Raw genomic sequence first — 26,092 nt, forward strand, 5'->3', positions numbered from 1 at the left:
CGTTTCTCGTTTTCAGCATGCGATTTGCCTGACGCCTCACCCCATACGCTCGGAAGCATAGGAGCCGGGGCTCGGCGGGAAGACGACGACACGGTTGCCGTTGATGAAGCAACGGTTGTGGATATGGGCGTGCACGGCGCGCGCCAGCACCTGGCTTTCCACGTCGCGGCCGATCGAGACATAGTCTTCGGCGCTCTGGGCGTGGGTGATGCGGGCGATGTCCTGCTCGATGATCGGGCCTTCGTCGAGGTCGGCGGTGACGTAGTGCGCCGTCGCGCCGATCAGCTTCACGCCGCGCTCATAGGCCTGCTTGTAGGGGTTGGCGCCCTTGAACGACGGCAGGAAGGAGTGATGGATGTTGATGATGCGGCCCGACATCTTCTTGCAGAGCGCGTCGGACAGGACCTGCATGTAGCGGGCAAGCACGATCAGTTCGGCGCCGGTCTGGTCGACCAGTTCCAGCAGCTGGGCTTCCGCCTTCGGCTTGTTCTCCTTCGTCACCTTGATGCAGTGGAACGGGATATCGTGGTTGACCACCACCTTCTGGTAGTCGAAGTGGTTGGAGACGACACCGACGATATCGATCGGCAGTGCGCCGATCTTCCAGCGATAGAGCAGGTCGTTGAGGCAATGGCCGAAACGCGACACCATGAGCAGCACCTTCATGCGCTCCTCGCTGTCGCGGATCTCGGCGTTCATGTCGAAGCGCTTCACCACCGCTTCGAAACCTGCCTTCAACTCGTCGAGTTTTGCGCCTTCCTGGCTGATGAAGCTGAGACGCATGAAGAACAGGCCGGTTTCGAGGTCGTCGAACTGCGAACTGTCGGAGATATAACAGCCCTTTTCGGCGAGATAGCCGGTGATCGCGGCGACGATGCCACGGGTGGTCTTGCAGCTGACGTTCAGCACATAGCTTTTCATCGGTATGTCTCTCGCTCCAGAGGTTTTTCCGGCCCCCCTTATACGGCCAGTCATACAAAAACTAGCGCGGCCTTTTCGCCGCCGTCGATCCATTCGCGACATTCGCTTGACGGAACCGGCCAGAGAAGGCGGCCCGCAGGATGCGGGCGCATCCGAAGGTGCAAGGAGAAGGGATCAAGCGGGAAGCCGCGTGGCCCCTCAGCGCGGCGTGCGGTCCGGGTGCGCGCGGGCGAAAGCCTCGATCTCCGCGCAGTTCTGGTCGATCGCGACCAGCTGCGGACAGGCCGAAAGATCGACGTCCCATCGGCGGGCATTGTAGACCTGCGGCACAAGGCAGAAATCCGCCATGGTCGGCATGTCGCCATGGCAGAAGCGCCCGGTCGCGGAATGGTCGAGCAACCGTTCGAAGGCGGCAAGCCCCTCGCCGATGAATTTGCGCATCCAGTTGCGCCGCGCCGCCTCGCTGTCCTCGGCATTGGCCATGACGTGGGACACGACGCTGAGATTGCAGACGGGGTGGATGTCCATGGCGATCGCATAGGACAGGCTGCGCACCCGCTGACGACCGATGGCGTCATCCGGCAGGAAGCCGGAGGTTGCCCGGGTCTCGGCGAGGTACTCGATGATGGCGAGCGATTGCGTGAAGCGCTCGCCATCGATCTCAAGGACAGGCACGAGCCCTTGCGGGTTGCGGACCAGATGGTCCGGCGCCTTGTGTGCCTTGGCAAGCAGGTCGACCGGCACAGAACGATAGCTTTCACCGAGGCTGTTGAGCGCGATGCGCACCCGATAGCTCGCCGACGAACGCCAGTAGTCGTAAAGGACGGTCTCGCTCATGCCTTGCCCGTTCGTGTCAGTCAGCCGTTTCCGACTGTGTTGTAAGCTTCGACGGTCTGTTCGATAGCTCCGAAGATGGAATGACCGGTTTTGTCCTTCATCTCGATGCGCACGACGTCGCCGACCCTCAGGAACTGGGTTTTCGGCGCACCGCCGGCGATCGTCTCGATCATCCGGAGTTCAGCGATGCAGGAATAGCCGGCACCGCCTTCCGCAACAGGCTTGCCCGGTCCGCCGTCGAGCTTGTTGGAAACGGTGCCCGAACCGATGATCGTGCCGGCGGAAAGCGGCCGGGTCTTGGCCGCATGCGCGACCAGCTGCGCAAAATCGAAGGTCATGTCGATGCCGGCATTGGCGCGGCCGAAGGGTTTGCCGTTGAGGTCGACTTGGAGCGGCAGGTGCAGCTTGCCGCCGTCCCAGGCGTCGCCCAGTTCATCCGGCGAAACGGCAACCGGCGAAAAGGCCGACGACGGCTTTGACTGGAAGAAACCAAAACCCTTGGCAAGCTCGGCCGGGATCAACCCGCGCAGCGACACGTCGTTGACGAGCATGACGAGCTGGATCGCCGCCCGTGCCTCGTCGATGGTCGCACCCATCGGCACGTCGTCGACGATGACGGCGACCTCGCCCTCCATGTCGACGCCAAAGGTCTCGTCGGCAAGCGGGATCGGATCGCGCGGCGCAATGAAGCTGTCGGAGCCGCCCTGGTACATCAAGGGATCGGTCCAGAAGCTTGAAGGCATCTCGGCATTGCGGGCCTTGCGCACCAGCTCGACGTGATTGACGTAGGCCGAGCCGTCGGCCCATTGGTAAGCGCGCGGCAACGGCGACAGCGCATCATGTTCATGGAAGCGGATCGTCGGCTGCGAACCGGTCTCGATCCCTTCGGCGACGCGCGCAAGCCGAGGGCCCGCATGCGCCCAGTCGTCGAGCGCTGCCTGCAGCGTGCGGGCGATGTGCCCGACCTCCGAGCAGCGGGTAAGATCGCGGGAGACGACCACGAGCTTTCCGTCGCGCGTACTGTCCTTGAGTGTCGCCAGTTTCATGCAGTCCTCCCTCTCAAACTTCTCATTGTTCCAGACCGAAGACCGCTTCGCGGCCGTCGCGGAATTTCTTTACGCGGACGAATCGTCCGCAATCTTCACAACAAGGCCGTCGGTGGCGATCGTCAAGGCGCCCGCCCAGTTTTTGCGAGCCGCCGCAATCCAGTGGGCCTCAGATATCTCGGGGTCGTCGGCGGGGATGAGGTGATGCAGCACCAGCCGGCCGACGCCGGCAGCCGCCGCGATCGCCGCCGCCTGTTCGGCGAAACTGTGGCTCGCCAGCAGATGCTCCTTCAGCCGCGCGCCATTGCCGGTGCGCGCCACCAGCCGGTCGACGCCTTCGGCGAGCATCGCCTCATGCACGAGGATGTCAGCTCCTTTGGCGAAATCAGCAAGCGGTGGGAAATAGGCCGTATCGGACGAGAACACGACCGAGCCTTCCGCATCGTCGAACCGAAGCGCAAAGCAATCGGTCACCGGCGGATGGTCGACGCGCAGCGCCGAGAGCGTCAGGCCGTTCTCGGAGAAGATCTCGCCTTCCGAAAACTCGATGACCTCGACCAGCATCCGCAGGTCGGGCCGGCCCTCATCGACGATACGGATCTCGATGTCGAAGGCCATCGATTGCAGGAAGCCCTGCCAATAGGCGCGAGTGCCTGTGGGCCCGTAGACGCGTACCGGCTGCGACAACCCCGCGGTCCAGGCCGTGTGAATGAGCGGCCCGAGTTCCAGCACATGATCCGAATGCAGATGGGTAATGACGATCAGGTCCAGCGTCTTCAGCGCCACACCGGCATCGGTCAGTCCGCGCGTGACGCCAAGGCCGCAATCGACGACAACCGTCCGGCCGCCGATTTGAAGCAGAGACGACGTCGGCCACGGGCCGCCCGGCCGGATCGCCGGACCGCCCTTGCTGCCGAGCAAAACCAGGCGTGAACTCAAGACCAATCGCCTTCCGGCGTCCCGTTGAACCGCTTCTTGAGATCCGTCCAGCAGTCGATGTAGTTGTCCTGCAACGTCTCCAGTTCGGCGGCGTAGCGGGTCAGTTGCTGCGGGAAGCGGGTCTCGAACATGAAGGCCATCGTATGGTCGAGCTTCACCGGTTTCAACTCGCTATTCGTCGCTTTGTCGTAGCCCGACGCATCGGGCCCATGCGCCAGCATCATGTTGTGCAGGCTCATGCCGCCAGGCACGAAGCCCTCTTCCTTTGCGTCGTAGCGACCGTAGATCAGCCCCATGAATTCGCTCATGATGTTGCGGTGGTACCAGGGCGGACGGAAAGTGTGTTCAGCCACCAACCAGCGCGGCGGGAAGATAACGAAATCGATATTCGCCGTGCCCTCTTCGCCCGAGGGCGCCGTCAGCACCGTGAAGATCGACGGATCCGGATGGTCAAAGAGGATCGCGCCGACGGGCGAATAGGTCTTGAGGTCGTATTTGTAGGGCGCGTAGTTGCCATGCCAGGCGATGACGTCGAGCGGCGAATGGCCGATCTCGGTTACGTGGAAACCGCCGCACCACTTCACATGCACGCGGCAGGGCGTCTCCTTCTCCTCGAAGGCGGCGACCGGCGTCTTGAAATCGCGCGGATTAGCCAGGCAGTTTGCGCCGATCGGACCGCGATCCGGCAGCGTGAACTTGGCGCCGTAGTTTTCGCAGACATAGCCGCGCCAAACCTTCTCGTCGCCAAGTCGCGTCACCTTGAACATGGTGCCGCGTGGCACGATGCAGATCTCGGAGGGTTCGACGTCCATCTTGCCGAGCTCGGTGAACACCTGAATCGCGCCCATTTCCGGAACGATCAGCAGCTCGCCGTCGGCATTGAAGAAATAGTCGTCCACCATGTCGGCGTTGAAGGCATAGGCATGCGCTGCCATGCCCGAATGCGTCGGCGCATCGCCCGCCGTCGTCATCGTGCGGATGCCCTGCAGGAAGTTCAGCTTTTCCGTCGGCTCCGGCAGTGGATTCCAGCGCAACTGGCCAAGCGCCAGGGAATGCTCGGCGACATGCGGCGCCGTCTTCCAGTGCGGATAGTCGATTTTGTTGAAACGTCCGGTGTGGCGAACGCTCGGGCGGATGCGATAGAGCCAGGACCGCTCGTTGGTGCCGCGCGGCGCGGTAAAGGGGGAGCCCGAAAGCTGCTCGGCATAGAGGCCGTAGGCACATTTCTGCGGGCTGTTCTGCCCTTGCGGCAGGGCGCCCGGCAGGCTCTCGGTCTCGAAATCATTGCCGAAGCCGGGCATGTAGCCAAGCGCTTCGTTGGCCTTAGCCTGTGTCCCGGCCTGTTTTCCTGCCTTGTCCAGCATCGTCGATCCTCCTCCTCATGGCACCCTGCTTCGGCTTCGCGAAGCGACCTGTTCACAGGTCCGGCGCAATTCCAAATACCGCGGCGACGGCCTTTTCCCAGGGTGGACGCAGGCGTCGCCTTCGGCATATTAGTTGCAATCGTAACTATCGATTTTGTAACTATCAAGGATGCCCGATGGCCGCCGATGGCTTCGAACTCAATGCCTTCCTGCCCTATCGGCTGAACCGCGCCGCGGAATTCGTCGCGCTGCGCTTTGCCGCCCAGTACAAGGCGCGCTACCAGCTCACGCGCCCGGAATGGCGCACTCTGGCCGCCCTCGGCAGCACAAGCCGCCCGATGACGGCCACCGAAGTCGGCGCGCACTCGGCCATGCACAAGACCAAGGTCAGCCGCGCCGTCGCCTTGCTCGAAAAACGCCGCTGGCTGACGCGGCGCGAAGACGAAAACGACCGCCGCATCGAACATCTGGAACTGACGAAGACCGGCATCCGGGCCTATGGCGAATTGACGGAACTTGCCGTCCGCTATCAGGCGGAACTCGACACGCTGATCGGGCCGGCCGGGATACAGGCGCTCGCCGTCGGGCTGGAAGCAGTGGAACGTGCCATCGGCAGGTTCGACCCTCCGCCCCCTGCCTGAGGCTTCAGCCCTTCATCCGCTCGGGGATCGGCACGCCCTCGAAGCTCTTTAACGTTTCAAGCACGATCGACGTCTTCACATGCTGCACGCTGTCGTGCGGCAGAAGCACGTCATTGACGAAGCGCGACAGCCCCGCAAGATCCGGCGTCACCACCCGCATGTGGTAGTCCATCTCGCCGGTGAGCGCATAGGCCTCCAGCACCTCCGGCAGGCCGGAAATGAGCTTGCCGAAGCGCTTGGCATTGTCGCGATTGTGGGTGGCGAGCGTGACCGAGATCACCACCATCAGATCGAGGCCAAGCTTCTGCCGGTCGATCTGTGCCTGGTAGCCGGTGATGTAGCCTTCCGCTTCAAGCCGGGTGCGCCGGCGCGAACATTGCGATGGCGAAAGCGCGATGCGTTCCGACAGTTCGTTGTTGGTCAGATGCCCGTCACGCTGCAATTCGCTGAGGATCTTGAGATCGAACCCGTCAAGCTGCTCCATTCGTGCATCCTAATACGCAATTTTGCATGTTTCGTGCGCCATTCTGTCTAAACCGCGCAAGAATACAAGCATCATGCATGGGAATTGCGTCATACTCCAGCAAAGTTTGGAAGAATAGAGGAGACTTCCGATGGGCCCCTTCCCGCATGACGCCCCGCCGGCAACGATTACCGCTGACAATCCCGCCGGCACCGACGGCTTCGAGTTCGTCGAATTCGCCCATCCGGAACCGGAAAAGCTGGCCGAGCTCTTTACTCGCATGGGCTACAGCCCGGTCGCCAAACACAGAAGCAAGAATATCACCGTCTGGCGCCAGGGCGACATCAATTACATCCTGAACGCCGAGCCTGGCTCGCACGCCATGCGCTTCGTCGACGAACACGGCCCCTGCGCCCCGTCGATGGCCTGGCGCGTCGTCGATGCCAAGCACGCCTTCGAGCATGCAGTCTCGAAGGGCGCCATCCCTTACGAAGGCAAGGACAAGTGTCTCGATGTCCCGGCGATCGTCGGCATCGGCGGTTCGCTGCTCTATTTCGTCGAGACTTACGGTGCCAAGGGCTCGGCCTACGAGGCCGAATTCGAGTGGACCGGGGAGCGCAATCCGAAGCCCGAGGGCGTCGGCTTCTATTATCTCGACCACCTGACCCACAACGTCTATCGCGGCAATATGGACAAGTGGTGGGCCTTCTACCGCGAACTGTTCAACTTCACGCAGATCCACTTCTTCGACATCGACGGCCGCATCACCGGCCTCGTCAGCCGCGCGATCACCTCGCCCTGCGGCAAGATCCGTATCCCCTTGAACGAGTCCAAGGACGATACGAGCCAGATCGAGGAGTATCTGCGCAAGTACAAGGGCGAAGGCATCCAGCACATCGCCGTCGGCACCGAAGGCATCTACGATGCCACCGACAAGCTGTCGGACAATGGCCTGAAGTTCATGCCGGGCCCGCCGGAGACCTACTACGACATGTCTCACGACCGTGTGCACGGCCATGATGAGCCGATCGACAGGATGAAGAAGCACGGCATCCTCATCGACGGCGAAGGTGTCGTGAACGGTGGCATGACAAAGATCCTCTTGCAGATCTTCTCGAAAACCGTAATCGGCCCGATCTTCTTCGAGTTCATCCAGCGCAAGGGCGACGAGGGTTTCGGCGAGGGCAACTTCCGCGCTCTGTTCGAATCGATCGAAGCCGACCAGATCCGTCGCGGCGAACTGGGTCCGCAGGCGGCCGAGTAAGCAGGTCCGGCATCGGCCGGACGGCACCGCCCAATCAAATCAGCCTCTCGCCTCAAGCGAGGGGCTTTTTACTTTGGAGACCTGGGCCACCCGCAAGCCAGCCGCGCCCAGTGTACCCCCCAACGTGCCCCAAGAGGGGCACGCATCGGCGAAAGCCTCAGTTCGTGGCGTCGTTGACCACCCGCCAGTTTGGCCGACCAAGGTCGTGCGGCCAATCGATGACGTCGCGGTCGTTGAAGTAGACGACCTCGGCGAGATTGGGGAACTGCGAATCCGCTTGCGTCGCGGCGTTCATCCAGGGCTGCATATAGGCTTGGCTGCCTTCCCATCCGAGCTCGGCCACCCATATCGGCTTGTTGTATTTGGCGACCAGATCGTAGCCGGGTTTCAGTGCCTCGGTGAAGGTCTTCGGCGCGCCGTATTCGATCTTGTCAAACGGTTCGAGCCCGAAGACCGAGAGGCCGACGAGATCGACGTAGTCATCGCCCGGATAGTAGTCGACCAGGTTCGGCAGCCCCTTGGGCGACCACATGATCTGCGCTTTTGGCGCTTTCGCCCGCACGATGTCCATCGCGTGCCGGTAGGCCTTGATCCAGTCCTGGGGCTCCCAGCCGGCCCAGGAGAAACGCCCGGACGTATCTTCCATTTCCTGGCCCCAGCGCACGATGACTGGGCTCTTCAGCCCGGCAATCGTGTTGGCGATTGCTTCCATGTTGGCGTCATACTCACCTCTGAGCATGCGGTCGCGAAGCTGCGTCGGCGTCAGTTTCCAGTCCAGCGACCAGGACCAGGGCTCGATGGTGATCAGCAGGTTGCGATTGCGCTGGAGCGCGTACTCGTCGGCGACCTGCAGAGAGGCGAGGTCCACGTCTTCCCAAGGCAGGAACAGCGCCTCGGTCGAGACATCGCTCTGGGCGCCGAAATCGCCATGCGGATCATAGGCACCGAACTTCGTTCCGCCCGGGTGAATGACCGGACGTTTATCGCTCATCGTCTGTTCTGCACTGGTCGCAGGATTGGCTTTCTCCTGCGCCAACGCGGATACCAAGCTTGCACTGAGATCCAGCTGGAGAGCCAGAGCCGTGCATAGCGCGAATGCCAATTTGCGTTTCATTTCATCCTCCTGCAGCAGAACGTCTATTTCTTGGCCAGGAACTGTTCCTTCAGCCGGAGTGCCTTGGCCGTGATGTTGTCGTGTGCGACGAAGCGTTTGTACTCGTCACCGGCGCGGGGCTTGGCATGGCTGAAGACGTACCACTTCCCGTTGGGCACCTTGCGTTGATAGACCGTGTCGCCGATCCGGGCGTGACCGAAGCAGCTCCGGGCGTTGCCGGCATTGGCCGAGGTCGTCCAGGTGGCCTGCATGCACATCATGCCGAGGTCGCTGACGTACCAGTTGCCTTCGGCAAAGGAACGATCGCCCTTGCCCTTGTCGACGAACGCCACGAGCTTGCGCCCGTGGGCTTCGAACCGGGCACCGCCTGTCGACCACTCCCAGGTCTTGTTGCGGTAGAGCGAGTAGACCTCATAGGCGCTGAGCGGCTTTGGCTTGACTTCCATCTTCGCCTTGACCGGCTCGGCGCCGAAATAGACCGCGGCCGCTGCCAAAGGCACCAGCAGCGGGAGAGCTATGACTTTCAACGACCCTTTCATTGCATTTCTCCTCGCATTGGAGACCACACACACTCGACTGCTTGCCGTCGTCATGACGGCACATGAAACCGACCGACCTTCCTGGTCGTTATCGTTTCCCTGTTACTTTGTTGGCTGATATTCGATGCACTGATTTCGCCGCGCGCCTGCCCGTCGGATGGCTGTGAAAACCCTCTCCATTTCAGGCGGAAGCGAACGGTTTTGAGATTGGTGCCGCTGCCGGCACCGGCGACCGTGTATCTCGTTTCGGTGAAGCTCACGAACTGCAGGCCGTGCGACAGCGCCTGGGTTGCCTCGGCCCCATGGCGCACGGCCGATTGAGCCGAGAGCACCGAGACCAGCACCAGGCACCCGGCCGTCGCCGCCGTCATCGTCGACCGCGGGATCAGGGCCAACCGGTTTTCGCGTGCGTGGCAAATGACGATCACCGCCACCAACCCCGCATAGATGAGCGCGTTGATGCCGGCGAAGACATAAAACCCGCGCGCCGTGCCGGCATCGGAGATACCCCAGGCGACCAGAGCCGATGCCAAGGCGAGCACCAGATAGGGCATCAGCACCCGCAGCGGCAAAGGCGCGGCGGCACCGCCACCCTTCGGCGTGATGCGGAAGTCGACGAAGGAGCCCGTCAGATGATCGCGCACCGCCGCAAGGCAACCGAGCAGCGACCAGGGCCAGCGTGCAAACAGGAACAGCGTGCCTTCCCAGCTCAGGACGCGTGCGTCATAGGGCCGGAACGTGCCCGTCGAGCGCCAGAAATAGGCAAGCGCGATCAGCACCAACGAGAGCGGCGCGAAATGCAGCAGAAATTCCGGATAGGTGACGGCGACGAAGGTCCGACCGGAGACGAGCGCCACGATCGGCATCAGGAACATCAGCGCCATGAACGACGAAAACAGCGGATACCAGAGCTGCGAGAACAGGAACTGGAACTTCAGCCGCGGCGACAGCTTCGGCACGTAGACCGGCGAGTATTTCAACAGGATCGTGACGAGGCTTCGCGACCATTGGAACTCCTGAACCACGAGATCGGCGAAATTGGCCGGTCCGTCGCCATGGGCGATCGCGTTCAGCGCATGCACGCCGCGCCAGCCATGGGCATTCATGATCAGCGTTGTCGAATGGTCTTCGGCAAGTTCGGGCCCAAGCCCACCGATCTGCTTCAGGGCCTTGGTCCGAACGGCATAGTGCGAACCGATGCACAGCGGCGCCCAGCCGTTGTTGTAGCCGGCCTGCAGCGAGCCGTGCATGCTGGCCTCCGCGTGGAGCCTCCCGCGCGCTGCCCAGCTGGTGGCGGCGTTGGCATCGCAGATGCTCGGCGCCGAGACATAACCGACCGACGGGTCGTTGAACGGGCGCAGCACCTCGACGAGATAGGTGGTTTCCGGCACATGATCGGCATCGAACTGGGCGACGAAATCGTAGCGCTCGTAGCCATAGTGATCGTAGAAATAGGCGAGGTTTCCCTCCTTGCACCGGGTCCGGCGCGGCCAGGAAGAGCGATGGTAGTCTGCGACGCCCTTTCGCGTGGAGATCATCACCCCGCGCGCCGCGCACCAGGCAATCGTGTCCGGTGACGGATCTTCGTCTGCGAGCCACACGTCGAATTCGCAGCCGGTCTGGTCGAGCATGGCGAGCAGCGTCTTGCGCACCACCGAAAAGGGTTCCGAAGGCGCCTTGGTCACCACCATCGCGACCCGCCCCTGCGGCACCCGGACGGCGCTTGCCGCCATAACCTTCGCGCCGGAAAAGATCACGATGAAATAGACCGGCAGCAGCGTGATCCATCCGACGACCACCGTGATCAGCACATAGGACGGCCAGTCGACGACGTGGGCGGGATCAAGCCACCACTGCCAGAAATACAGGAGGGCGCCAAACCATGCGGCAATGCCGAGGACATGGAGCAGTCGCAGCCGGCCCGAAAACAGGGCGGCGGGCGCCGAAGCGGCCTTCCGGCTCTGCCCGAAGGCGATCGTCTCATCCGGTTTCGCGGTTTCCAGCGACCAGTTCATGAGCGCACCTCCAGGCCGAAGCTCGGCGCGGCCGTCGCGATGATCGTGTCGATGTCCGAAAGCTGCGGACGGAAACCCAGCCTCTGGCGCGCCCAGTTTGTGTCGGCATAGAGAACCGGCGGGTCGCCGGGCCGGCGCGGCAGCATCTGCACCGGAACCGGCCGACCGGTGACCCGGTCGATGGCCGACAGCACCTGCCGGACCGACGTCCCATGGCCAGAACCGAGATTGGCGTGCAGCACCTCGCCGCCGTCGCGCAGATAGTTCACCGCCGCCACATGCGCGTCGGCAAGATCGGTCACGTGGATGTAGTCGCGGATGCAGGTGCCATCCGGTGTCGCATAGTCGTCGCCGAAGACATCGAGCCTGTCGATCCACCCGGCCGCCGCCATCAGCGCACGGGGAATGAGATGCGTTTCCGGATCGTGTTTTTCGGTCAGCTGCCCTTCCGGATCGGCGCCGGCCGCATTGAAGTAGCGCAGCGCCACCGAGCGGATGCCGTAGGCACGGGCATAGTCGCCAAGCATCAGTTCGATCATCAGCTTGGTGCGGCCGTAGGGATTGATCGGCAGCTGAACCATGTCCTCGGTAATCGGCAGCTGCGGCGGGATACCGTAGGTCGCGCACGAGCTGGAAAAGACGATGCGTCCAAGTCCGGTCGCCCGGCAGGCTTCCAGAAGCGCGATGCTGCCGGCGACATTGTTTGTGTAGTATTTTCCCGGATCCTCGACCGATTCCCCGACATAGGCGGATGCGGCAAAGTGGATGAGGCATTCGGGCGAATGGGTCCGGATTGCCGCCGCCAGCCGTTCCTTGTCCTCGATCGCCCCCTCCACGAGGGGGCCCCATTTCACGTTGGCTCGATGCCCCGTCGAGAGATTGTCGTAGACGACGGGAACGATGCCCTGCTCAGCCAGACGCTTGCAGGTGTGGCTGCCTATGAAGCCGGCTCCGCCGGTGACCAGTGCGACGCGAGACATGTCATACCGCCTCTCCGGCCACTGCGCGACCGGCCGCACTGAGGCGCTCGTCGAAATGGGCGATCGTGCGCTCGAGGCCTTCGCGCAGCATCACCTTCGGCTCCCATGCGAGCTCACCACGCGCCTGGGTGATATCGGGTCGCCGCTGGCGAGGATCGTCGGTGGCCGCCGCCAGATGCACGATGCGCGAGCGCGAGCCCGTCATCGAAAGCACCATTCGCGCGAGCTCGAGAACCGTGAACTCTCCGGGATTGCCGAGATTGATCGGCCCGGTGCACGGGTCGGCCGAGACCGAAAGACGGAGGAAACCGTCGATCAGGTCGTCGACATAGCAGAAGGACCGGGTCTGGTGCCCGTCACCATAGATCGTCAGGTCCTTGCCCTGCAGGGCTTGGACGACGAAGTTCGATATCACCCGCCCGTCATCGGGACGCATGCGCGGACCGTAGGTGTTGAAGATACGCGCGACCTTGATCTTCACGCCGTAAGTCCGGTGGTAGTCGAAGAACAGCGTCTCGGCCGACCGTTTGCCTTCGTCATAGCAGGCTCGCGGCCCGATCGTGTTGACGTTGCCGAAATAGGTTTCCCGCTGCGGACTGGTCAGCGGATCGCCATAGACTTCCGAAGTCGAGGACTGGATGACGGTGGCGCCAGTGGCCTTGGCGTTTTCGAGCGCATGCAGCGCGCCGAGAACATTCGTCATCAATGTCCCGACCGGGTCCGCCTGATAGTCCGGTGGTGACGCGGGGGAGGCAAAGTTGAAGATGACATCGGCATCGATCAGGTAGGGCTTTCGAACGTCGTGATCGATGATGTGGAGATGGGGGTCCTGCGCCAGATGAGAGAGATTTTCGCGCCGGCCGGTCGAAAAGTTGTCAAGACAGATGACCGTATGACCCAGGGAAATAAGTCTTTCGCAAATATGAGATCCGAGAAAACCACTTCCACCCGTTACTAGTATTCTCTTCGGTATTCCTGCGATCTTCTTAAGAAACTCCCGCTGTCCGACCACGGACAGCGGTCCCGTGACGACCTTTCGCATGCGCACCTCCAATTATTAAACTCACCATTTTCGTTGGTGATTTGGAGACGGGATGCGAGCGCAATAGATAATAAAAATATTCTCTTTATTACAACGACACGCACAACCCGACAAAAAATAAACTATTCAATTTCAATCAATATTTTTTAGATTCTCAATTTCAATATTAGCTAATTATCAAATACGAACCGTCCAGTCAATATGTATGGAATTTATTTCCAGTAAATAATCCGAAATTACAACAAATTACTATTGACATAATCATAAGTGATTACATTTCAGCCAATCCAGGCCAAAAGTAACGAAATATTTACCAGTATATTCTAGGGTAATTTTCGGTGTGATCTTTCGAGCTTTCACGCACCTGTCGAGGAGACATGCCACAGCGGGACCGCCCGGCCATTCGCCGGGGCAGGTTCAAAGTAGCATTTGATTTCGGGAATCAGCCCCAGGAGAACGCACCTGGGGCCGAATAGAACTTGGCACGCCTTCGACGACGGCCAAGCCCTCAAGCAGACAAATGTCTGCCTTACGTCGCGCCTAGTTCTTCCAACGCGACAGGAGGACGTCGCCGTTGCGCTCCGTCGCCGCATCGTTGGTGAAGTATCGAGACGCCGCTTCCGTACGGTTGCGAACGTTCATCTTCTTATAGATGTTGCGGACGTGAACCTTGACGGTATTTTCCGACAGCCCGAGCCGGTCCGCGATGATCTTGTTCTGCGTGCCCTTGCAGATCAGATCGAGGATCTGGACCTCGCGTGTCGTCAGGCCGTCGGGGCCAGCATCGCGCTTGCGCCGTCCTGTTCCCGAAACGGTCGTCTGGCCCGGGGCCTCCCCGCGCCGGCCATAAAGGCTGTTCGCCGCGAAAGGCTCGGGAGAAAGCCGCCGCAGCAGAGCCGCCGGGAAATGTTCGCCGCCCTTCATCAGTAAGTCGATGGCAGCAAGGCAGACATCCAGATTGAGGTTCAACGGCAGGACGCCATGGATGAGGCGCTCTTCGACGAAGCCGGCAATCGACGGATCGAGTTCCTCGGCATTCTCCACCACCAGGCCAATCGATGCCCGCGGGTGGAACTCGTGAATGGTCCGCAAGATAGCCGGAAAGGACTTGGGAGGCATCCGGTACAGCATGATCAGCGTGACATCGACGAGACTACCGTCAAGCAGATTGTCGGGATCGGAGAAGCTGACGATATCGTGCCCTTGAAACCTGGACCCGACGGCCTGCATCAGGCATTCGGCGAACAGGTCGATCTTGGCGAGCATTACGATTTTTTTCTTTTGTGACAAAGCCTTGTTGTTATCTTCAAAATCACCCACTTTGGAGCTTCCAGGATACATTACGCCCTCCTAGGATTTTTCCATTTATTTTTATGGGTGCCCCGGTCTGGCCGTGGGCACGCCCCACTTTCAAAAAATTTATTCGGAACCACTTATGCGTCACGATTATTCCTGTGCGATAAAATTCGCGATAGCTAATGTAACGTAAAGATCTCCGCAACGAAACAGCCCAAAAGGATTAGAGAAGCGCCGGAAGGGCACTTAAATCGTTATAAATCGAACCATCTTTGGGTTATATTGCTAACGTTCTGTTTACCAAGACGCGGAACGCTCTCAAAAACAAGCCTCTAGGATACCCCCAGCAGAGCGAGCGTCCTATGCATTTCTGCCAAGACGGACCCGACGGCGCGCGATAAATGGATTAGTTAAGCGGCCTCGTGCAGCCGCGCTTAACCCCCCTCTTCCGCTCCGATATACGCAGGAATACTTAGTTGGTACTAGGAGGCCCGTCCGCTGCTGTCGACGATAGCCCGAAGCCAAGCGCAAAGCGTGGAAAGCGCGGAGGTACCGGTCGGCAGATGCCCCTGAAAAAGCAGGGGATTTCCTCGCTGCGCCAATGGCTTGCGGTCGATGGCTAGGCGAGAAAGTGTCAGTAATTACAAACCACTAACTAGAATTGGTATCTTCCGCGCCACGCGATTTGGTGTCAAATTGAGCGTTCGTTCCGGAAGATCAAAAGGGACCGGCTGAGCGCCACCAAGCGCTTCCAGCCGTGAGAAGCCTCGACCTCCGGAGAGTAGCGTCAGCGTTCCACCGAGTAAGCGTAAAGCAAGTCAACATAAAGACCGGACCTAAATCCGGGCATAAATTATATAAAAAAGTAAAAACTAAAATAAATTTAGCAAAAAAGCGAAAATCTCTAAATCAAGATATTATCGTTCTTCCAAACGGAGCCAACACCGGAAAAATACCGTAAGAGTTAAGGGTATTTGGTGTTGGCCTCCCCTTTTTCCGAAATCCGCTCCAGCAACGAAAACCGCGCCCGGCGACGTCAGGCAACGCCGAAAGAGGCAGCCATGACCAGCGCGCCTGGAAAGCGGCGCGCTGCCTGTCACCCAATGATGCAATCGGGCACCACGCGGCGACACCGCAAGGCGGCTCGCCGCTGCGATCACTTCTTGCTCAGCGCCTGCGCCAGCTGATCGACAATGTCCTGTTGCGACTTCAGGCCCGATGCCGTGAGGTAAAGCTTGGCGGAGTCGAGATAAACGACGTGTCCGTCCTTCCAGGCCTTGGTCTGCCGCACGAGTTCGTTGTCGAGCAGGGCCGCCGCCGGCTGTGTCTGCTGGCCGATGGCTGCATCGCGATCGACGACGAAGATCCAGTCGGGGTTGGTTTCGAGAATGTACTCGTAGGAAACCGCCTGGCCGTGGGTCGCGACCTGCAGCTCGGGATCGGCCGGCTTGATCCCGAAGACGTCATGCAACGCGCCGAAGCGCGATCCCTTGCCATAGGCGCTGATCTTTCCGCCGGTCGTCAGCAGGATGAGACCCGTTCCACGTTCCGCAGCAAGGCCACGCAGCGCCTCGATCGAGGAATCGAGCTTGGCGATGCTTGCCTTGATCTCGGCTTCTTTGCCGAAGATCTCGCCGAGGATCTCTGCATTCTTCTTGACGCTGCCGATCAGATCCTTGTCGTCCGAGGTCAGGTCGATCGTCGGTGCCAGTTTGGCGACTTCAGCATATTTCGCCTGCGACCGCCCGCCGACGATGACGAGGTTGGGCTCCGCCGCATTGATCGCCTCGAAGTCGGGCTCAAACAGCGTGCCGATCTTCGCATAGGTGTCGGCCTTGTACTTTTCGAGCGACGGCGGGACAGCCGATCCGGGGACGCCGGCGACGGCGACGCCGAGCATATCCAGCGTTTCCAACATGCCGAAATCATAGACCAGCACGGTCTTCGGGTTTTTCTCCACCTCGGTGACGCCGCTGCTGTGTTCGATCTTCAGTGTTTCGGCCATCGCCACCGATGCACCGCCAACCGTCATCACGGCCGCGACGAGCAGTCCGCGCAAACCATTAGAGAAGGGAGATATATTCATGACTATTTACCTCATGTTTTCTCCTCCTCCCTAGCGCGATTTTGCCAGGAGGGCAATGCGCGCATTCCGCGTCATTCCCGCCTCACAAAACTTGACGAAGCCGATCATATATATGACTAAGGCGAGCCTTCGATCGAGCACCTCCTCATGGCCGCAAGCCTCAGGGGTTCGTTGCGACGGTCGATGGAAAAATGCAGCCACGGATACGAGAGCGGTGATCAGAACGAAAAGCAGCTGGAGCGTGACGCAACCATGAGGCCGGTCCTGTTCGCCATCCCGGTCGTCCTGTTGCTTGCCGCCGTCAGCGTTTTTACGGGTGTCGGCAGTCTTGCGGCCAGCGACGACGGCCGCGGCTGGCTTCTGGTCGTCGAAAGCCGCCTGCCACGCACACTGGCGCTGATGCTCGCAGGCGCCGGCCTCGCCGTGTCCGGCACGATCATGCAGATGCTGGCGCGCAACCGCTTCGTCGAGCCGTCGACCGCCGGCACCGCCGAGTCCGCCGCCCTCGGAATGCTTCTGGCCATGCTGATCGCGCCGGGCCTGCCGGTGGCAGGCAAGATGGCCTTCGCCACCCTGACCGCGCTTGCCGGAACCGCCCTGTTCCTGCAGATCCTGCGCCGCGTTCCGCTGCGCTCGGCGCTGATGGTGCCGCTGATCGGCCTCATGCTCGGCGGCGTGGTCAACGCCGTTACCACCTTCATCGCCTATCGCTACGACCTTATGCAGTCGATGGGCGCCTGGATGTCCGGCGATTTCTCGGTCGTCCTTCGCGGACGCTACGAGCTGCTGTGGATCGGTTTCGCGCTGACGCTGGTCGCCTACGCGACCGCCGCGCGCTTCACCGTCATTGGCATGGGCGAGGCGATCGCCCGCAATGTCGGGCTCGACTACGACAAGGTGGTCACCCTCGGACTTGCCATCGTCTCCATGGTCACGGCGACGGTGGTTGCGACCGTCGGTATGATCCCGTTCCTAGGCCTCGTCGTTCCCAATATCGTCAGCCTGACCCTTGGCGACAATCTCAGGCGCACATTGCCGGTGGTCGCCATCTCCGGCGCTGGGCTGGTTCTCGCCTGCGACATCGTTGGGCGAATGGTGATTGCGCCCTACGAGGTGCCGGTGGGCACGGTCATGGGCGTGATCGGCAGCCTCGTCTTCCTTTATCTCCTGCTTTCGAGGCGGTCCCATGCAGGCTGATGCCAAGCGGATCTCTCCGTCGACCGTCCTTCTTGCGTCCGCTGCGCTGGCGCTGCTGTCGATGATCGCCTTCATGACCATCGGCGCGAAGGGAAGCTGGAGCTTCATCCTCTCTTTCCGCGGCACAAAGCTTCTCGGCATGGTGCTGGTCGCCTACGCGATCGCCGTCTCGACGGTGCTGTTCCAGACGATTTCCGGTAATCGCGTCCTGACGCCGTCGATCATCGGTTTCGACGCCATGTACACGCTGCTGCAGACGGTCATGGTGTTCTTCCTCGGCGCCGCCGGCGCGGCAAGCATGAACCCGCAGATGCAGTTCACGCTCGAAACGACCGTGATGGTCGGCCTGTCGCTGCTCCTGTTCCGCGCCCTCTTTTCCGGCGGCAGCCGTAGCCTGCATCTCCTGATGCTGGTCGGCGTCATTCTCGGGGGCCTGTTCCGCAGCCTCTCCTCGTTCCTGCAGCGCATTCTCGACCCCAACGACTTCATCGTCCTGCAGGACAGGTTGTTTGCAAGCTTCAACAGTATCGATGCCAACCTGCTCGGTATTGCCGCCGCAGCCACCCTCGCCGTGACCTTCGTCCTGTGGCGGCTGTCGCCCACCTTCGACGTGCTCTCGCTCGGGCGCGAGGCGGCGATCGGGCTTGGCGTCGACCATCAGCGCGTGGTGACGCTTCTCCTGGTGCTGATCGCCGTGCTGGTCTCGGTCTCCACCGCGCTCGTCGGGCCGGTCACCTTCTTCGGTCTGCTCGTTGCAAGTCTCGCCTGGCAGCTGTCACCCACCGCCACCCACCGCTTCGTCCTGCCGGTCGCAGTCTTTATCGCGGTCGCGACGCTCGTCGGCGGCCAGGTCATCCTCGAGCGGCTGTTTTCCTTCAACACGGCGCTCAGCATCGTCATCGAATTCTTCGGTGGCCTAGTCTTCATCTTCCTGCTCGTCCGAGGCTCCGCGCGATGATCGAGATCCAAGAGGTAACGAAATCCTATGGCGGCACCGCGGTCGTCGACCGGGTGTCGCTGACGCTACCCGCAGGCGGCCTGACCTCGATCATCGGCCCAAATGGCGCCGGCAAGTCGACGCTTTTGTCGATCGTCAGCCGGCTGATGCCGATGGATACGGGCAAGGTGCTGGTCGACGGCCTCGACGTCAGCCGCGCCGCCGGCGACGTGCTTGCCCGGCGGCTGTCGATCATGCGCCAGGACAACCACATCAGCGCGCGCCTGAGCGTGCGCGACCTCGTCGCCTTCGGCCGCTATCCCTATTCCAAGGGACGGGTGACCGCGGCCGATACGGAGCATATCGACCGATCGATCGCCTATCTCGGGCTCGAACCCTACCAGAACCGCTTTCTCGACGAACTCTCCGGCGGCCAGCGCCAGCGCGCCTTCATCGCCATGGTGCTGTGCCAGGACACCGACTACATGCTGTTCGACGAGCCGCTCAACAATCTCGACATCAAGCATGCGGTCGAGACGATGAAGCTCCTGCGCCGGCTGGCCGACGATTTCGCCAAGACGGTGGTCGTCGTGCTGCACGACATCAACTTCGCCTCCGCCTATTCCGACCGCATCGTCGCCATGCAGGGCGGCCGCCTCGCCTTCGAGGGACCGCCGCAAGACATGATCGTGCCGTCGCGGTTGCAGGCGATCTTCGATGTCGACTGCCGCGTCCATGCCGTCGGCGACACGCGCCTCGTCAACTATTTCGACTAGAGCGCAGACATACGCCTTGGCCCGAATGCGCGAAGCGCGCTGCACGGACACCCATGCAGCGCGCTTCGACAATGATCGTGCCGGGAACAGCACGGACGCTATCCGGCCGCGCCGGGTGCGCCCTCCTTGCCGATCCGGGCCGCATCCGCCGCGCGGTCCTCGTCCGTCACGGAGGAGAAGCGCTTCAGCCAGCGTCCCATCTTCGTGTTGATGTCGTCCATCACGGTGAACATCACCGGCACGAAGACAAGGCTCAGCATCGTCGAGGTGATCAGGCCGCCGATCACTGCAACCGCCATCGGCGCGCGGAAGGCGGCACCGGCGCCAACGCCGATGACTGCCGGGACCATGCCCGCCACCATGGCGATCGTCGTCATGATGATCGGCCGCGCGCGGGTGACGCCCGCCGTCAGCAGCGCCGTGCGCCGGTCGGCACCGTCGTTGCGGCACTCGATCGCATAGTCGACCAGCAGGATCGAGTTCTTGCAGACGATCCCCATCAGCATCAGGATCCCGATCATCGACGAAAGGTCGAGTGCCGCACCGAACAGGATCAATGCCAGCGCCGCGCCGCCGATCGACAACGGCAGGGCAACGAGGATGGTCACCGGCTGCAGGAAATCCTTGAACAGCAGGATCAGAACCGCCACGACCATCAGGATGCCGGCAAGCAGCGCCAGGGCGAAGTTGCGGAACATCTCCGACATGTATTCCGCGTCGCCATAGTTGGCCTGCGTCACGCCCGCGGGCAGTTCCTTCATGGCCGGCAATGCCGAAATCGCCTCGAAGGCCGTGCCGAGTGTCATGCCGTTGAGGTTTGCCTCGACGGCGATCAGACGCTTGCGATCGAGACGCTCGACGCTGCTTTCCTCGGCACCGAAGGAGACGTCGGCGACGGACGTCAACGGCACCAGGGCACCCGCATTCGTGCCCACCCGCAGATTGCGCAAGGTGTCGAAATCGCCGCGGGCCGACCGGTCGAGCATCACCCGGATCGGCACCTGGCGGTTACCGAGGTTGAACCGCGCGGAGTTGCTCTCGCTGTCGCCCATCGTCGCGATACGGGCGACGGTGCCGATCGAAGTCACCGACACGCCGAGCCTTGCCGCCTCGTCGAAGCGCGGCTTGACCAGAAGCTCGGGCGAAAGCAGCGGCTCGGTCGACCGAACGCTGACCAGCCCGGGGAGTGCACGCATCTCGTTTTCCAGACGCCGCACCGAAGCCATCAACGTTTCCGGGTCATCGCCCGTCAGGTAGATGGAGAGGTCCTTCGCCCCTTCGGTCGAGGAGAAGGTTGCCTGGATGTCGGGGGTCTCCGCCAGCAGGGGCCGCAACGACAGTTCGAAGGACTTGCGGTCGAGTTCACGCTCCTTGCGCGGCTTGAGCTTGATGCGCAGCGATACCTCGTTGAGACTGTCGGTCGTCGCCAGAACGTTCTCGACTTCCTTGCGTTCCTTGAGCTTGGCCACCAGATCGTCGGAAATGCGCGCGGTTTCCTGGAGCCTCGTGCCGGGCGGCAGCGTGATCTTGAGCTGCGAGACGTTGCTGTCGCTCGTCGGCATGAAACCCGTCGGCAGCATGCTCAAAAGCGCGATCGAGCCGACGAAGATCAGCGCGACCATCGAAAGCGCGGTCTTGCGGTGATCGAGGGTCCAGCCGAGCATGCTGCGATAGGCGTCGCTGATGCGCGACGGCTTGACGGCATGGCCGTGACCAGGTTTCGGCCGCAACAGATAGGCCGCCATCAGCGGCGTCAGTAGGCGTGCCACCAGCAACGAGAACAGAACGGCGATCGCGACGGTCAGGCCGAACTGCTTGAAATATTGCCCGACCGCACCACCGATGAAGCTCACCGGCGCAAAGACGGCGACGATCGTCAGCGTCGTTGCGACGATCGCAAGGCCGATCGCATCGGCCGCATCGATTGCCGCGATGAACGGCCGCTTGCCCATGTCGACATGCCGCTCGATATTCTCGATTTCGACGATCGCATCGTCGACAAGAATGCCGATGACCAGCGTCAGGGCCAGAAGGCTGATGCCGTTGAGCGTGAAGCCGAGCAGGTCCATCACCGCGAAGGTCGGCAGGATGGAAAGCGGCATGGCAAGCGCCGAGATCAGCGTCGCCCGCCAGTTTCGCAGGAAGGCGAAGACGACGACGATGGTCAGAAGTGCGCCTTCGATCAAAGCCGTGACGGCCGCATCGTAGCTCTCCTGCGTATACTCGACGAGAGAGATCAGCTCGGTCATCTCGACGCCGGGGGTGCGCGCCTGGAGCTCCTTTAGCCGCTCGATGACGCGCTCGGCAACGACCGTGTCGCTCGCTCCCTTGCTGCGCGAAACCGAGAAGCTCACGATCGGTTCGCCATCGAAATGGGCAAAGCTGCGCGGCTCGGACGATGTGTCCTCGATCGTCGCGATGTCGGAGAGCTGCAGCCAGCGGCCGCCTGCAAGCGGGATCGAAAGCTGTCGGAGCTCGTCCACCGAACCGGCACTGCCGACGGTGCGGATCGACTGTTCGCGTCCGCCGATTTCGCCACGACCGCTCGGGATGTTGATGTTGATTTCCCTGAGCGCCGTGTTCACCTGGTCGGCCGTCACGCCAAGCGCCAGCAGCCGTTCGGGATTAAGCGAAACGCGCACTTCGCGGCTGACGCCGCCGAGGCGCTGCACCTTCTGCACGCCGGGCAGCGTCAGCAATTCGCTGGTGATCGTGTCATCGACGAACCAGGACAGCTCCACTTCCGACATGTGGGGCGCCCGCACGGCGTAGTAGACGATGGCGCTGCCGTCGACGTCGAGGCGCGAGACGATCGGCTCCTGAATGGATTGCGGCAGGTCGGCGCGGATCTGCGCCACGGCCTCGCGCACGTCGTTTGCCGCCCGGTCCGGATCCGTGCCGATCTTGAATTCGACCGTGGTCGTGGAGACGCCGTCGGTAATGGTCGAGCGGATGTGACTGACCCCGACAAGGCCGGAGGCGACCCCTTCGACGCGGCGCGTCACCTGCGTTTCCATTTCGCCCGGCTGCGCGCTCGGTTGCGTGATCGTCACCGTGACGATCGGGAAGGATACGCTCGGATTGGCGTTGACCGGCAGCCTCAGAAACGAGGCGATCCCCATCAGCGTCAGCACGACGAAGAGAACGATCGTCGGAACCGGCTTGCGGATCGCCCAGGCGGAGATGTTGCTCGTCATTGCTGGTCGCCCGTCTGCGTCGGCTGGACATCTTTCGTTGCGACCGCTTCGCCTTCGCGCAGCGACGCCCCGGATTTAAGGACGACCCGTTCGCCGGTCGAAAGGCCCGAGGCGATCTCCACCTTGCCGCCCTGGCGCATGCCCGGCTTGACCGACTTGCGCACGACCTGGCCCCCAACGACGACGAAGACCGAGACGGCACCATCCGGCGCACTGAAAAGCAGGGCGGAATCGTCGACCATGATCGCCTTGCGCTCGGCCACCACGATCTCCGCCCGGCCGAACGTGCCCGCGAAAGGCGGGCGCTCGGTCGACAGCGTGACTTGCGCGGTGCCGAGGCGGGTCTCGCGGTCGATCTTCGGGTTGATTACCCGCACATGCCCCTGGAGCCAGTCGGCTCGGCCCGAAAGCTTGACCTTCACGGTCTGGCCGACCGCGAGCAACGGCAGTTCGGTTTCCGGCACCTCGGCCGCAAACTCGATTTCGCCACCGCGAATGAGCTTGAGCAGCGGGTCCGAGCCCGCAAGCGCACCGGCGCGCGCCAGCCGTTCCGAAACGATCCCGTCGGCAGGTGCCACGATCACGGCACGATCGAGCCTGCGGCGCGCCTCGGCCTCAAGCGCTTCCGCCTGGTCGTAATCGGCCCGCGCGACCTCGACAGCCTGTTCGGCAAGGGCGAGCGCGGAGACGCGTTCCTCGAGAATGGTCGCGGCCTGAAGGTGGCTCAACTGGCGGGCGCGCGCGAGTTTTCGCTGTTCCTGCGTGACCGTCTCTTCCTCCCGCGCCATCGCTGCACTGGCGCGCGCGACGCGGCCCTTGGCCTCGCGCAGCAGGTTCTCCAGCATGTCGGTTTCCAGCCGGGCGAGCACCTGCCCGGCGGCTACCCGATCGCCGATCTCGACCTCGACACTGGCGATACGCTGGTCAGTCAAGGTTGTGCCGACGGCAATCTCCTCGCGGGCAACGAAGATGCCGGCAAAGGAGCGTGTCCATTGCTGTGGGCGGCTGTCGGCAACGAGCGTCGTTACCGTGCGGGTGGCAGACGGGGCGGGAACGGAGGCGGCGGCCTCCCCCGAGGCGCGCGCCGGACCAGCAGCCGCCGCAATCACAAGCAACGCTGCAAGAGCGACGTTCAACTCAATTGTACGTCTCATTTCATTGGCTTTCCATTGGCGGGGCCGGCGGCGTGATGCGCCTGCGATACCGGATCCCGGGTCGGGCAAAGGGCGTCGATAATTTATTAGATCATTCAATCTAACAATAGAATTCATCAAACGCGACAATTGTAAGGCAGATCACACACGAGCATTGCGGGAAGATGGCGGAGATCGTGCAAACGGCCGGCGGCCTTGACACCGATCGTCTGCCCGCCGAAATCAGAGTGCTTGATCTAATAATTGAACGGCATGCAAGGAGAACCGGCGATGCGCAAGATCGACCCCGAAAAACATGCGGCCAGGCGTCGGCTGATTCTCGATGCGGCAATCGCCTGCTTTTCGCGCAAGGGTTTTCACGGCACGTCGACGGCCGAGATCTGCGCCGAGGCAGGCATGAGCCCGGGAAATCTTTTCCATTATTTTCCGACCAAGCACACCATCATCGCGGCGATCGTGGAAGAGGAACGTCAAGAAACGGCGGAGATTTTCCGAAAGCTGGGCGAAGAGGAGGATCTGTTCGCCGCCTTGCTGGGCTTCATGGATAGCGTTCTCGAACTCGCGAGCGATCCTGCCTATTCGAGCCTCGCGCTCGAAATCGCCGCCGAAGCGATGCGTGACGAGCGCATCGGGACGCTCGCGGCGACGAACGACGCGGAACTCCAGTCGGCGCTCGTGGCACTCCTGCGCAACGCCGCCAGCCGAAACCAGATCGACAGGACCCTCGACGCGCAAGGTGCTGCCCGCTGGATCGGCGCGATCATCGACGGCATCTTCAGCAGGGTCGCGGTCGATCCCGGCTTCAAGCCGAAGGAGGAAGGCGTGCTGCTACACCGCCTGTTGAGCCGCTTTCTGCGCGCGCAAGACTGAGCGTGGGAAATACGAAACCGCAGCGGCCCTTCGGCACCCTGCGGTCTCCTGTTGCCGGCCTGCCTCCGCTTGAAGCCGAGGCAGTTCGTCGAAGCAATCTCAGGAATGCTTCTGGATGACGCCGTAGACGATGTTGCGGTTGGCACCGAAGAAGACGCGCGCGTCGATCGCAGACTTCCCGGCACTCTTGTGGATGATGTTCCACATGTCCACTTCGGAACGCAGCAGCAAGGCCCAGTTCATGAAGGTCTCCATGTAACCGTCGACACCGATGTCCTGGGCGAAGTTGGCAAAAAGGAAGACGCCGTTCGGCTTCAGCATCTGCAGGCAGCGATGCGTCAGCTTGATGGCCACCTTGTCGGCGAGATAGTCGTAGAGACCAGCCGCATAGATGAAGTCGAACGTGCCGAGCTTCTGGTCGCGGCCGAGCAGGCTGCGAACGGAACCGTCGACCGCTTCGATCGCCGTGCCGGAGAAATCGCGGCTGATCGATCCGACACTGAGAGGATCCTGATCGAGCGCCACCCAACGCTTGATGCGGCGTTCCTCGAGCGCTTTGGACCGGTTGGCCTCCCGCAGATGGCCCGCGGCAATCGTCAGGATCTCCGCCTCGGAACCCCGGCTCGCCGCGATCTCGTCGACGTGGCGCGTGAGGATATCGCGGCGCTCGCGCACCGCCACCGAGGACGAAGCGTCCTTCGTGTAGTCGTAAAGGGCGCGCCCGACCGGGGACGCCTGCTCGATTTCGCCGGCAACGCTTGCATGGCCGTAGATGAAGTCGAGCAACTGCGCGTCACCCGAATATCCCCTGGGCTTGTCGAACGACCATCGGGTGAACGGATCCTGCAGGAAGTACTCCGAAACCGGGTGATCCTGGGCAATCGGGATTAGCTCCTGCCACACGCTCGGGTGGTATTTGGCACGGGTCTGGTGGAGGGAGGCCGCGAGCCGGTCGATAATTTTCGACGCATCCGTTCCTTGAATGAATTGTTCCTGAGCGACCCTGAGAATCAATGCGAGCTCGGCCTTGGCGGTCGAGAGCTGTTCGTCATGTCGTTCGCCGCGGGGCGAAACGAACTCATCAGCCATTGCCTTGGGAGTAATGAGGCTCTGACCGTCGAAAACAGTCTGAAATTGGCGCACGCGAGACCATCCGTTAAAGCTTTGTTAACAATAGTCGCGAAGATGCGCGCATTACGGCTCGGAATGCAAGTTTTTGTATATAATAAGGTAAATACTCGGAGCTCACCCCTTTGGGTGATACCGATTCGCAGACGCCCTGACCCATTAATTTAACAAAACTTAATGGACACCTCCTATCATGGCTCGCAGCGTTTCCCGCCCTTGTTGCAGATTGGCTGCGGCGAACACGCAGGGAGTGTCCGAAACAACGTCCATTGATGGAAAAGCGACA

At 61.7% G+C, this 26,092-nt stretch carries 22 protein-coding genes; 6 read left to right on the forward strand and 16 right to left on the reverse strand.

What is annotated here, in order from left to right; translation table 11 throughout:
• Positions 1 to 36: 36 nt before the first annotated feature.
• From purU to hmgA, 5 genes are all read right to left on the reverse strand, one after another.
• A complete protein-coding gene (gene purU / locus IB263_RS20310; RefSeq protein ID WP_034787183.1) occupies positions 37 to 921 on the reverse strand; it encodes a formyltetrahydrofolate deformylase in 885 nt (294 codons plus the stop codon).
• Positions 922 to 1,119: 198 nt separating this feature from the next.
• Positions 1,120 to 1,758: a maleylacetoacetate isomerase gene (maiA, locus tag IB263_RS20315; RefSeq protein WP_192438920.1), complete on the reverse strand. Its 639-nt coding sequence runs from the start codon at positions 1,756 to 1,758 to the stop codon at positions 1,120 to 1,122.
• Between the two features lie 20 nt (positions 1,759 to 1,778).
• Entirely contained in the window at positions 1,779 to 2,804 is a 1,026-nt protein-coding gene (locus IB263_RS20320) for a fumarylacetoacetate hydrolase family protein (protein ID WP_060581238.1), read from the reverse strand.
• Positions 2,805 to 2,873: 69 nt separating this feature from the next.
• The gene (locus IB263_RS20325; RefSeq protein ID WP_060530577.1) at positions 2,874 to 3,743 is read right to left on the reverse strand and encodes an MBL fold metallo-hydrolase; all 870 of its coding nucleotides are present in this window, start codon (positions 3,741 to 3,743) and stop codon (positions 2,874 to 2,876) included.
• Positions 3,740 to 5,107, reverse strand: a complete 1,368-nt coding sequence (hmgA, locus tag IB263_RS20330) for a homogentisate 1,2-dioxygenase (RefSeq protein WP_060517464.1) — start codon at positions 5,105 to 5,107, stop codon at positions 3,740 to 3,742. The genes IB263_RS20325 and hmgA overlap by 4 nt, the downstream gene beginning before the upstream one ends.
• 176 nt (positions 5,108 to 5,283) lie before the next feature.
• Between hmgA and IB263_RS20335 the strand changes: the two genes are divergently transcribed.
• Positions 5,284 to 5,748: a MarR family winged helix-turn-helix transcriptional regulator gene (locus tag IB263_RS20335; protein WP_192438921.1), complete on the forward strand. Its 465-nt coding sequence runs from the start codon at positions 5,284 to 5,286 to the stop codon at positions 5,746 to 5,748.
• Positions 5,749 to 5,752: 4 nt separating this feature from the next.
• Here IB263_RS20335 and IB263_RS20340 read toward each other — a convergent pair whose 3' ends face one another.
• Entirely contained in the window at positions 5,753 to 6,232 is a 480-nt protein-coding gene (locus IB263_RS20340; RefSeq protein WP_034787199.1) for an Lrp/AsnC family transcriptional regulator, read from the reverse strand.
• 130 nt (positions 6,233 to 6,362) lie between these two features.
• On the opposite strand from IB263_RS20340, the gene hppD reads away from it, so the two are divergent.
• Positions 6,363 to 7,475: a 4-hydroxyphenylpyruvate dioxygenase gene (gene hppD / locus IB263_RS20345; protein ID WP_060517457.1), complete on the forward strand. Its 1,113-nt coding sequence runs from the start codon at positions 6,363 to 6,365 to the stop codon at positions 7,473 to 7,475.
• 157 nt (positions 7,476 to 7,632) lie between these two features.
• On the opposite strand, the gene IB263_RS20350 is transcribed toward hppD, so the two are convergent.
• From IB263_RS20350 to IB263_RS20380, 7 genes are all read right to left on the reverse strand, one after another.
• Positions 7,633 to 8,589 (reverse strand): glycoside hydrolase family 26 protein, encoded by a 957-nt coding sequence (locus IB263_RS20350; protein WP_060517455.1) that lies wholly within the window; start codon positions 8,587 to 8,589, stop codon positions 7,633 to 7,635.
• Between the two features lie 23 nt (positions 8,590 to 8,612).
• Positions 8,613 to 9,128, reverse strand: a complete 516-nt coding sequence (locus tag IB263_RS20355; protein WP_034787207.1) for a DUF995 domain-containing protein — start codon at positions 9,126 to 9,128, stop codon at positions 8,613 to 8,615.
• A 50-nt stretch (positions 9,129 to 9,178) separates the two neighbouring features.
• Entirely contained in the window at positions 9,179 to 11,143 is a 1,965-nt protein-coding gene (locus IB263_RS20360) for a glycosyltransferase family 2 protein (protein WP_113553380.1), read from the reverse strand.
• A complete protein-coding gene (gene galE / locus IB263_RS20365) occupies positions 11,140 to 12,123 on the reverse strand; it encodes a UDP-glucose 4-epimerase GalE (RefSeq protein ID WP_060581233.1) in 984 nt (327 codons plus the stop codon). Before galE ends, IB263_RS20360 begins: the two co-directional genes overlap by 4 nt.
• 1 nt (position 12,124) lies before the next feature.
• Complete coding sequence (locus IB263_RS20370; RefSeq protein WP_082566281.1) at positions 12,125 to 13,165, reverse strand: UDP-glucuronic acid decarboxylase family protein; 1,041 nt, start codon at positions 13,163 to 13,165, stop codon at positions 12,125 to 12,127.
• A 540-nt stretch (positions 13,166 to 13,705) separates the two neighbouring features.
• Positions 13,706 to 14,506 carry a response regulator transcription factor gene (locus IB263_RS20375; protein ID WP_060517453.1) on the reverse strand — a complete coding sequence of 267 codons (801 nt, stop codon included), beginning with the start codon at positions 14,504 to 14,506 and terminating at the stop codon, positions 13,706 to 13,708.
• 1,111 nt (positions 14,507 to 15,617) lie between these two features.
• Positions 15,618 to 16,547: a siderophore ABC transporter substrate-binding protein gene (locus tag IB263_RS20380; protein WP_192438922.1), complete on the reverse strand. Its 930-nt coding sequence runs from the start codon at positions 16,545 to 16,547 to the stop codon at positions 15,618 to 15,620.
• Between the two features lie 252 nt (positions 16,548 to 16,799).
• On the opposite strand from IB263_RS20380, the gene IB263_RS20385 reads away from it, so the two are divergent.
• Genes IB263_RS20385 through IB263_RS20395 form a run of 3 tightly spaced genes read left to right on the forward strand, consistent with a single transcriptional unit; the run spans position 16,800 to position 19,457 of the window.
• Positions 16,800 to 17,744 carry an ABC transporter permease gene (locus IB263_RS20385; protein WP_060604779.1) on the forward strand — a complete coding sequence of 315 codons (945 nt, stop codon included), beginning with the start codon at positions 16,800 to 16,802 and terminating at the stop codon, positions 17,742 to 17,744.
• On the forward strand, positions 17,734 to 18,702 hold the full coding sequence (locus IB263_RS20390; RefSeq protein WP_034787214.1) for an iron chelate uptake ABC transporter family permease subunit: 969 nt from the start codon (positions 17,734 to 17,736) through the stop codon (positions 18,700 to 18,702). The genes IB263_RS20385 and IB263_RS20390 overlap by 11 nt, the downstream gene beginning before the upstream one ends.
• Entirely contained in the window at positions 18,699 to 19,457 is a 759-nt protein-coding gene (locus IB263_RS20395) for an ABC transporter ATP-binding protein (RefSeq protein WP_192438923.1), read from the forward strand. The genes IB263_RS20390 and IB263_RS20395 overlap by 4 nt, the downstream gene beginning before the upstream one ends.
• A gap of 98 nt (positions 19,458 to 19,555) precedes the next feature.
• Here IB263_RS20395 and IB263_RS20400 read toward each other — a convergent pair whose 3' ends face one another.
• Both IB263_RS20400 and IB263_RS20405 read right to left on the reverse strand, forming a co-directional pair.
• A complete protein-coding gene (locus IB263_RS20400; protein WP_192438924.1) occupies positions 19,556 to 22,654 on the reverse strand; it encodes an efflux RND transporter permease subunit in 3,099 nt (1,032 codons plus the stop codon).
• Positions 22,651 to 23,808 (reverse strand): efflux RND transporter periplasmic adaptor subunit, encoded by a 1,158-nt coding sequence (locus tag IB263_RS20405; protein ID WP_192438925.1) that lies wholly within the window; start codon positions 23,806 to 23,808, stop codon positions 22,651 to 22,653. The genes IB263_RS20400 and IB263_RS20405 overlap by 4 nt, the downstream gene beginning before the upstream one ends.
• Positions 23,809 to 24,078: 270 nt before the next feature.
• Between IB263_RS20405 and IB263_RS20410 the strand changes: the two genes are divergently transcribed.
• On the forward strand, positions 24,079 to 24,678 hold the full coding sequence (locus IB263_RS20410; protein ID WP_192438926.1) for a TetR/AcrR family transcriptional regulator: 600 nt from the start codon (positions 24,079 to 24,081) through the stop codon (positions 24,676 to 24,678).
• 99 nt (positions 24,679 to 24,777) lie between these two features.
• Here the strand turns inward: IB263_RS20410 and IB263_RS20415 are convergent, their stop codons facing one another.
• On the reverse strand, positions 24,778 to 25,821 hold the full coding sequence (locus IB263_RS20415) for a class I SAM-dependent methyltransferase (protein WP_089044899.1): 1,044 nt from the start codon (positions 25,819 to 25,821) through the stop codon (positions 24,778 to 24,780).
• Positions 25,822 to 26,092: the final 271 nt, after the last annotated feature.

Source organism: Ensifer sp. ENS03, from assembly GCF_014852035.1.
Classification (GTDB): domain Bacteria; phylum Pseudomonadota; class Alphaproteobacteria; order Rhizobiales; family Rhizobiaceae; genus Ensifer; species Ensifer adhaerens.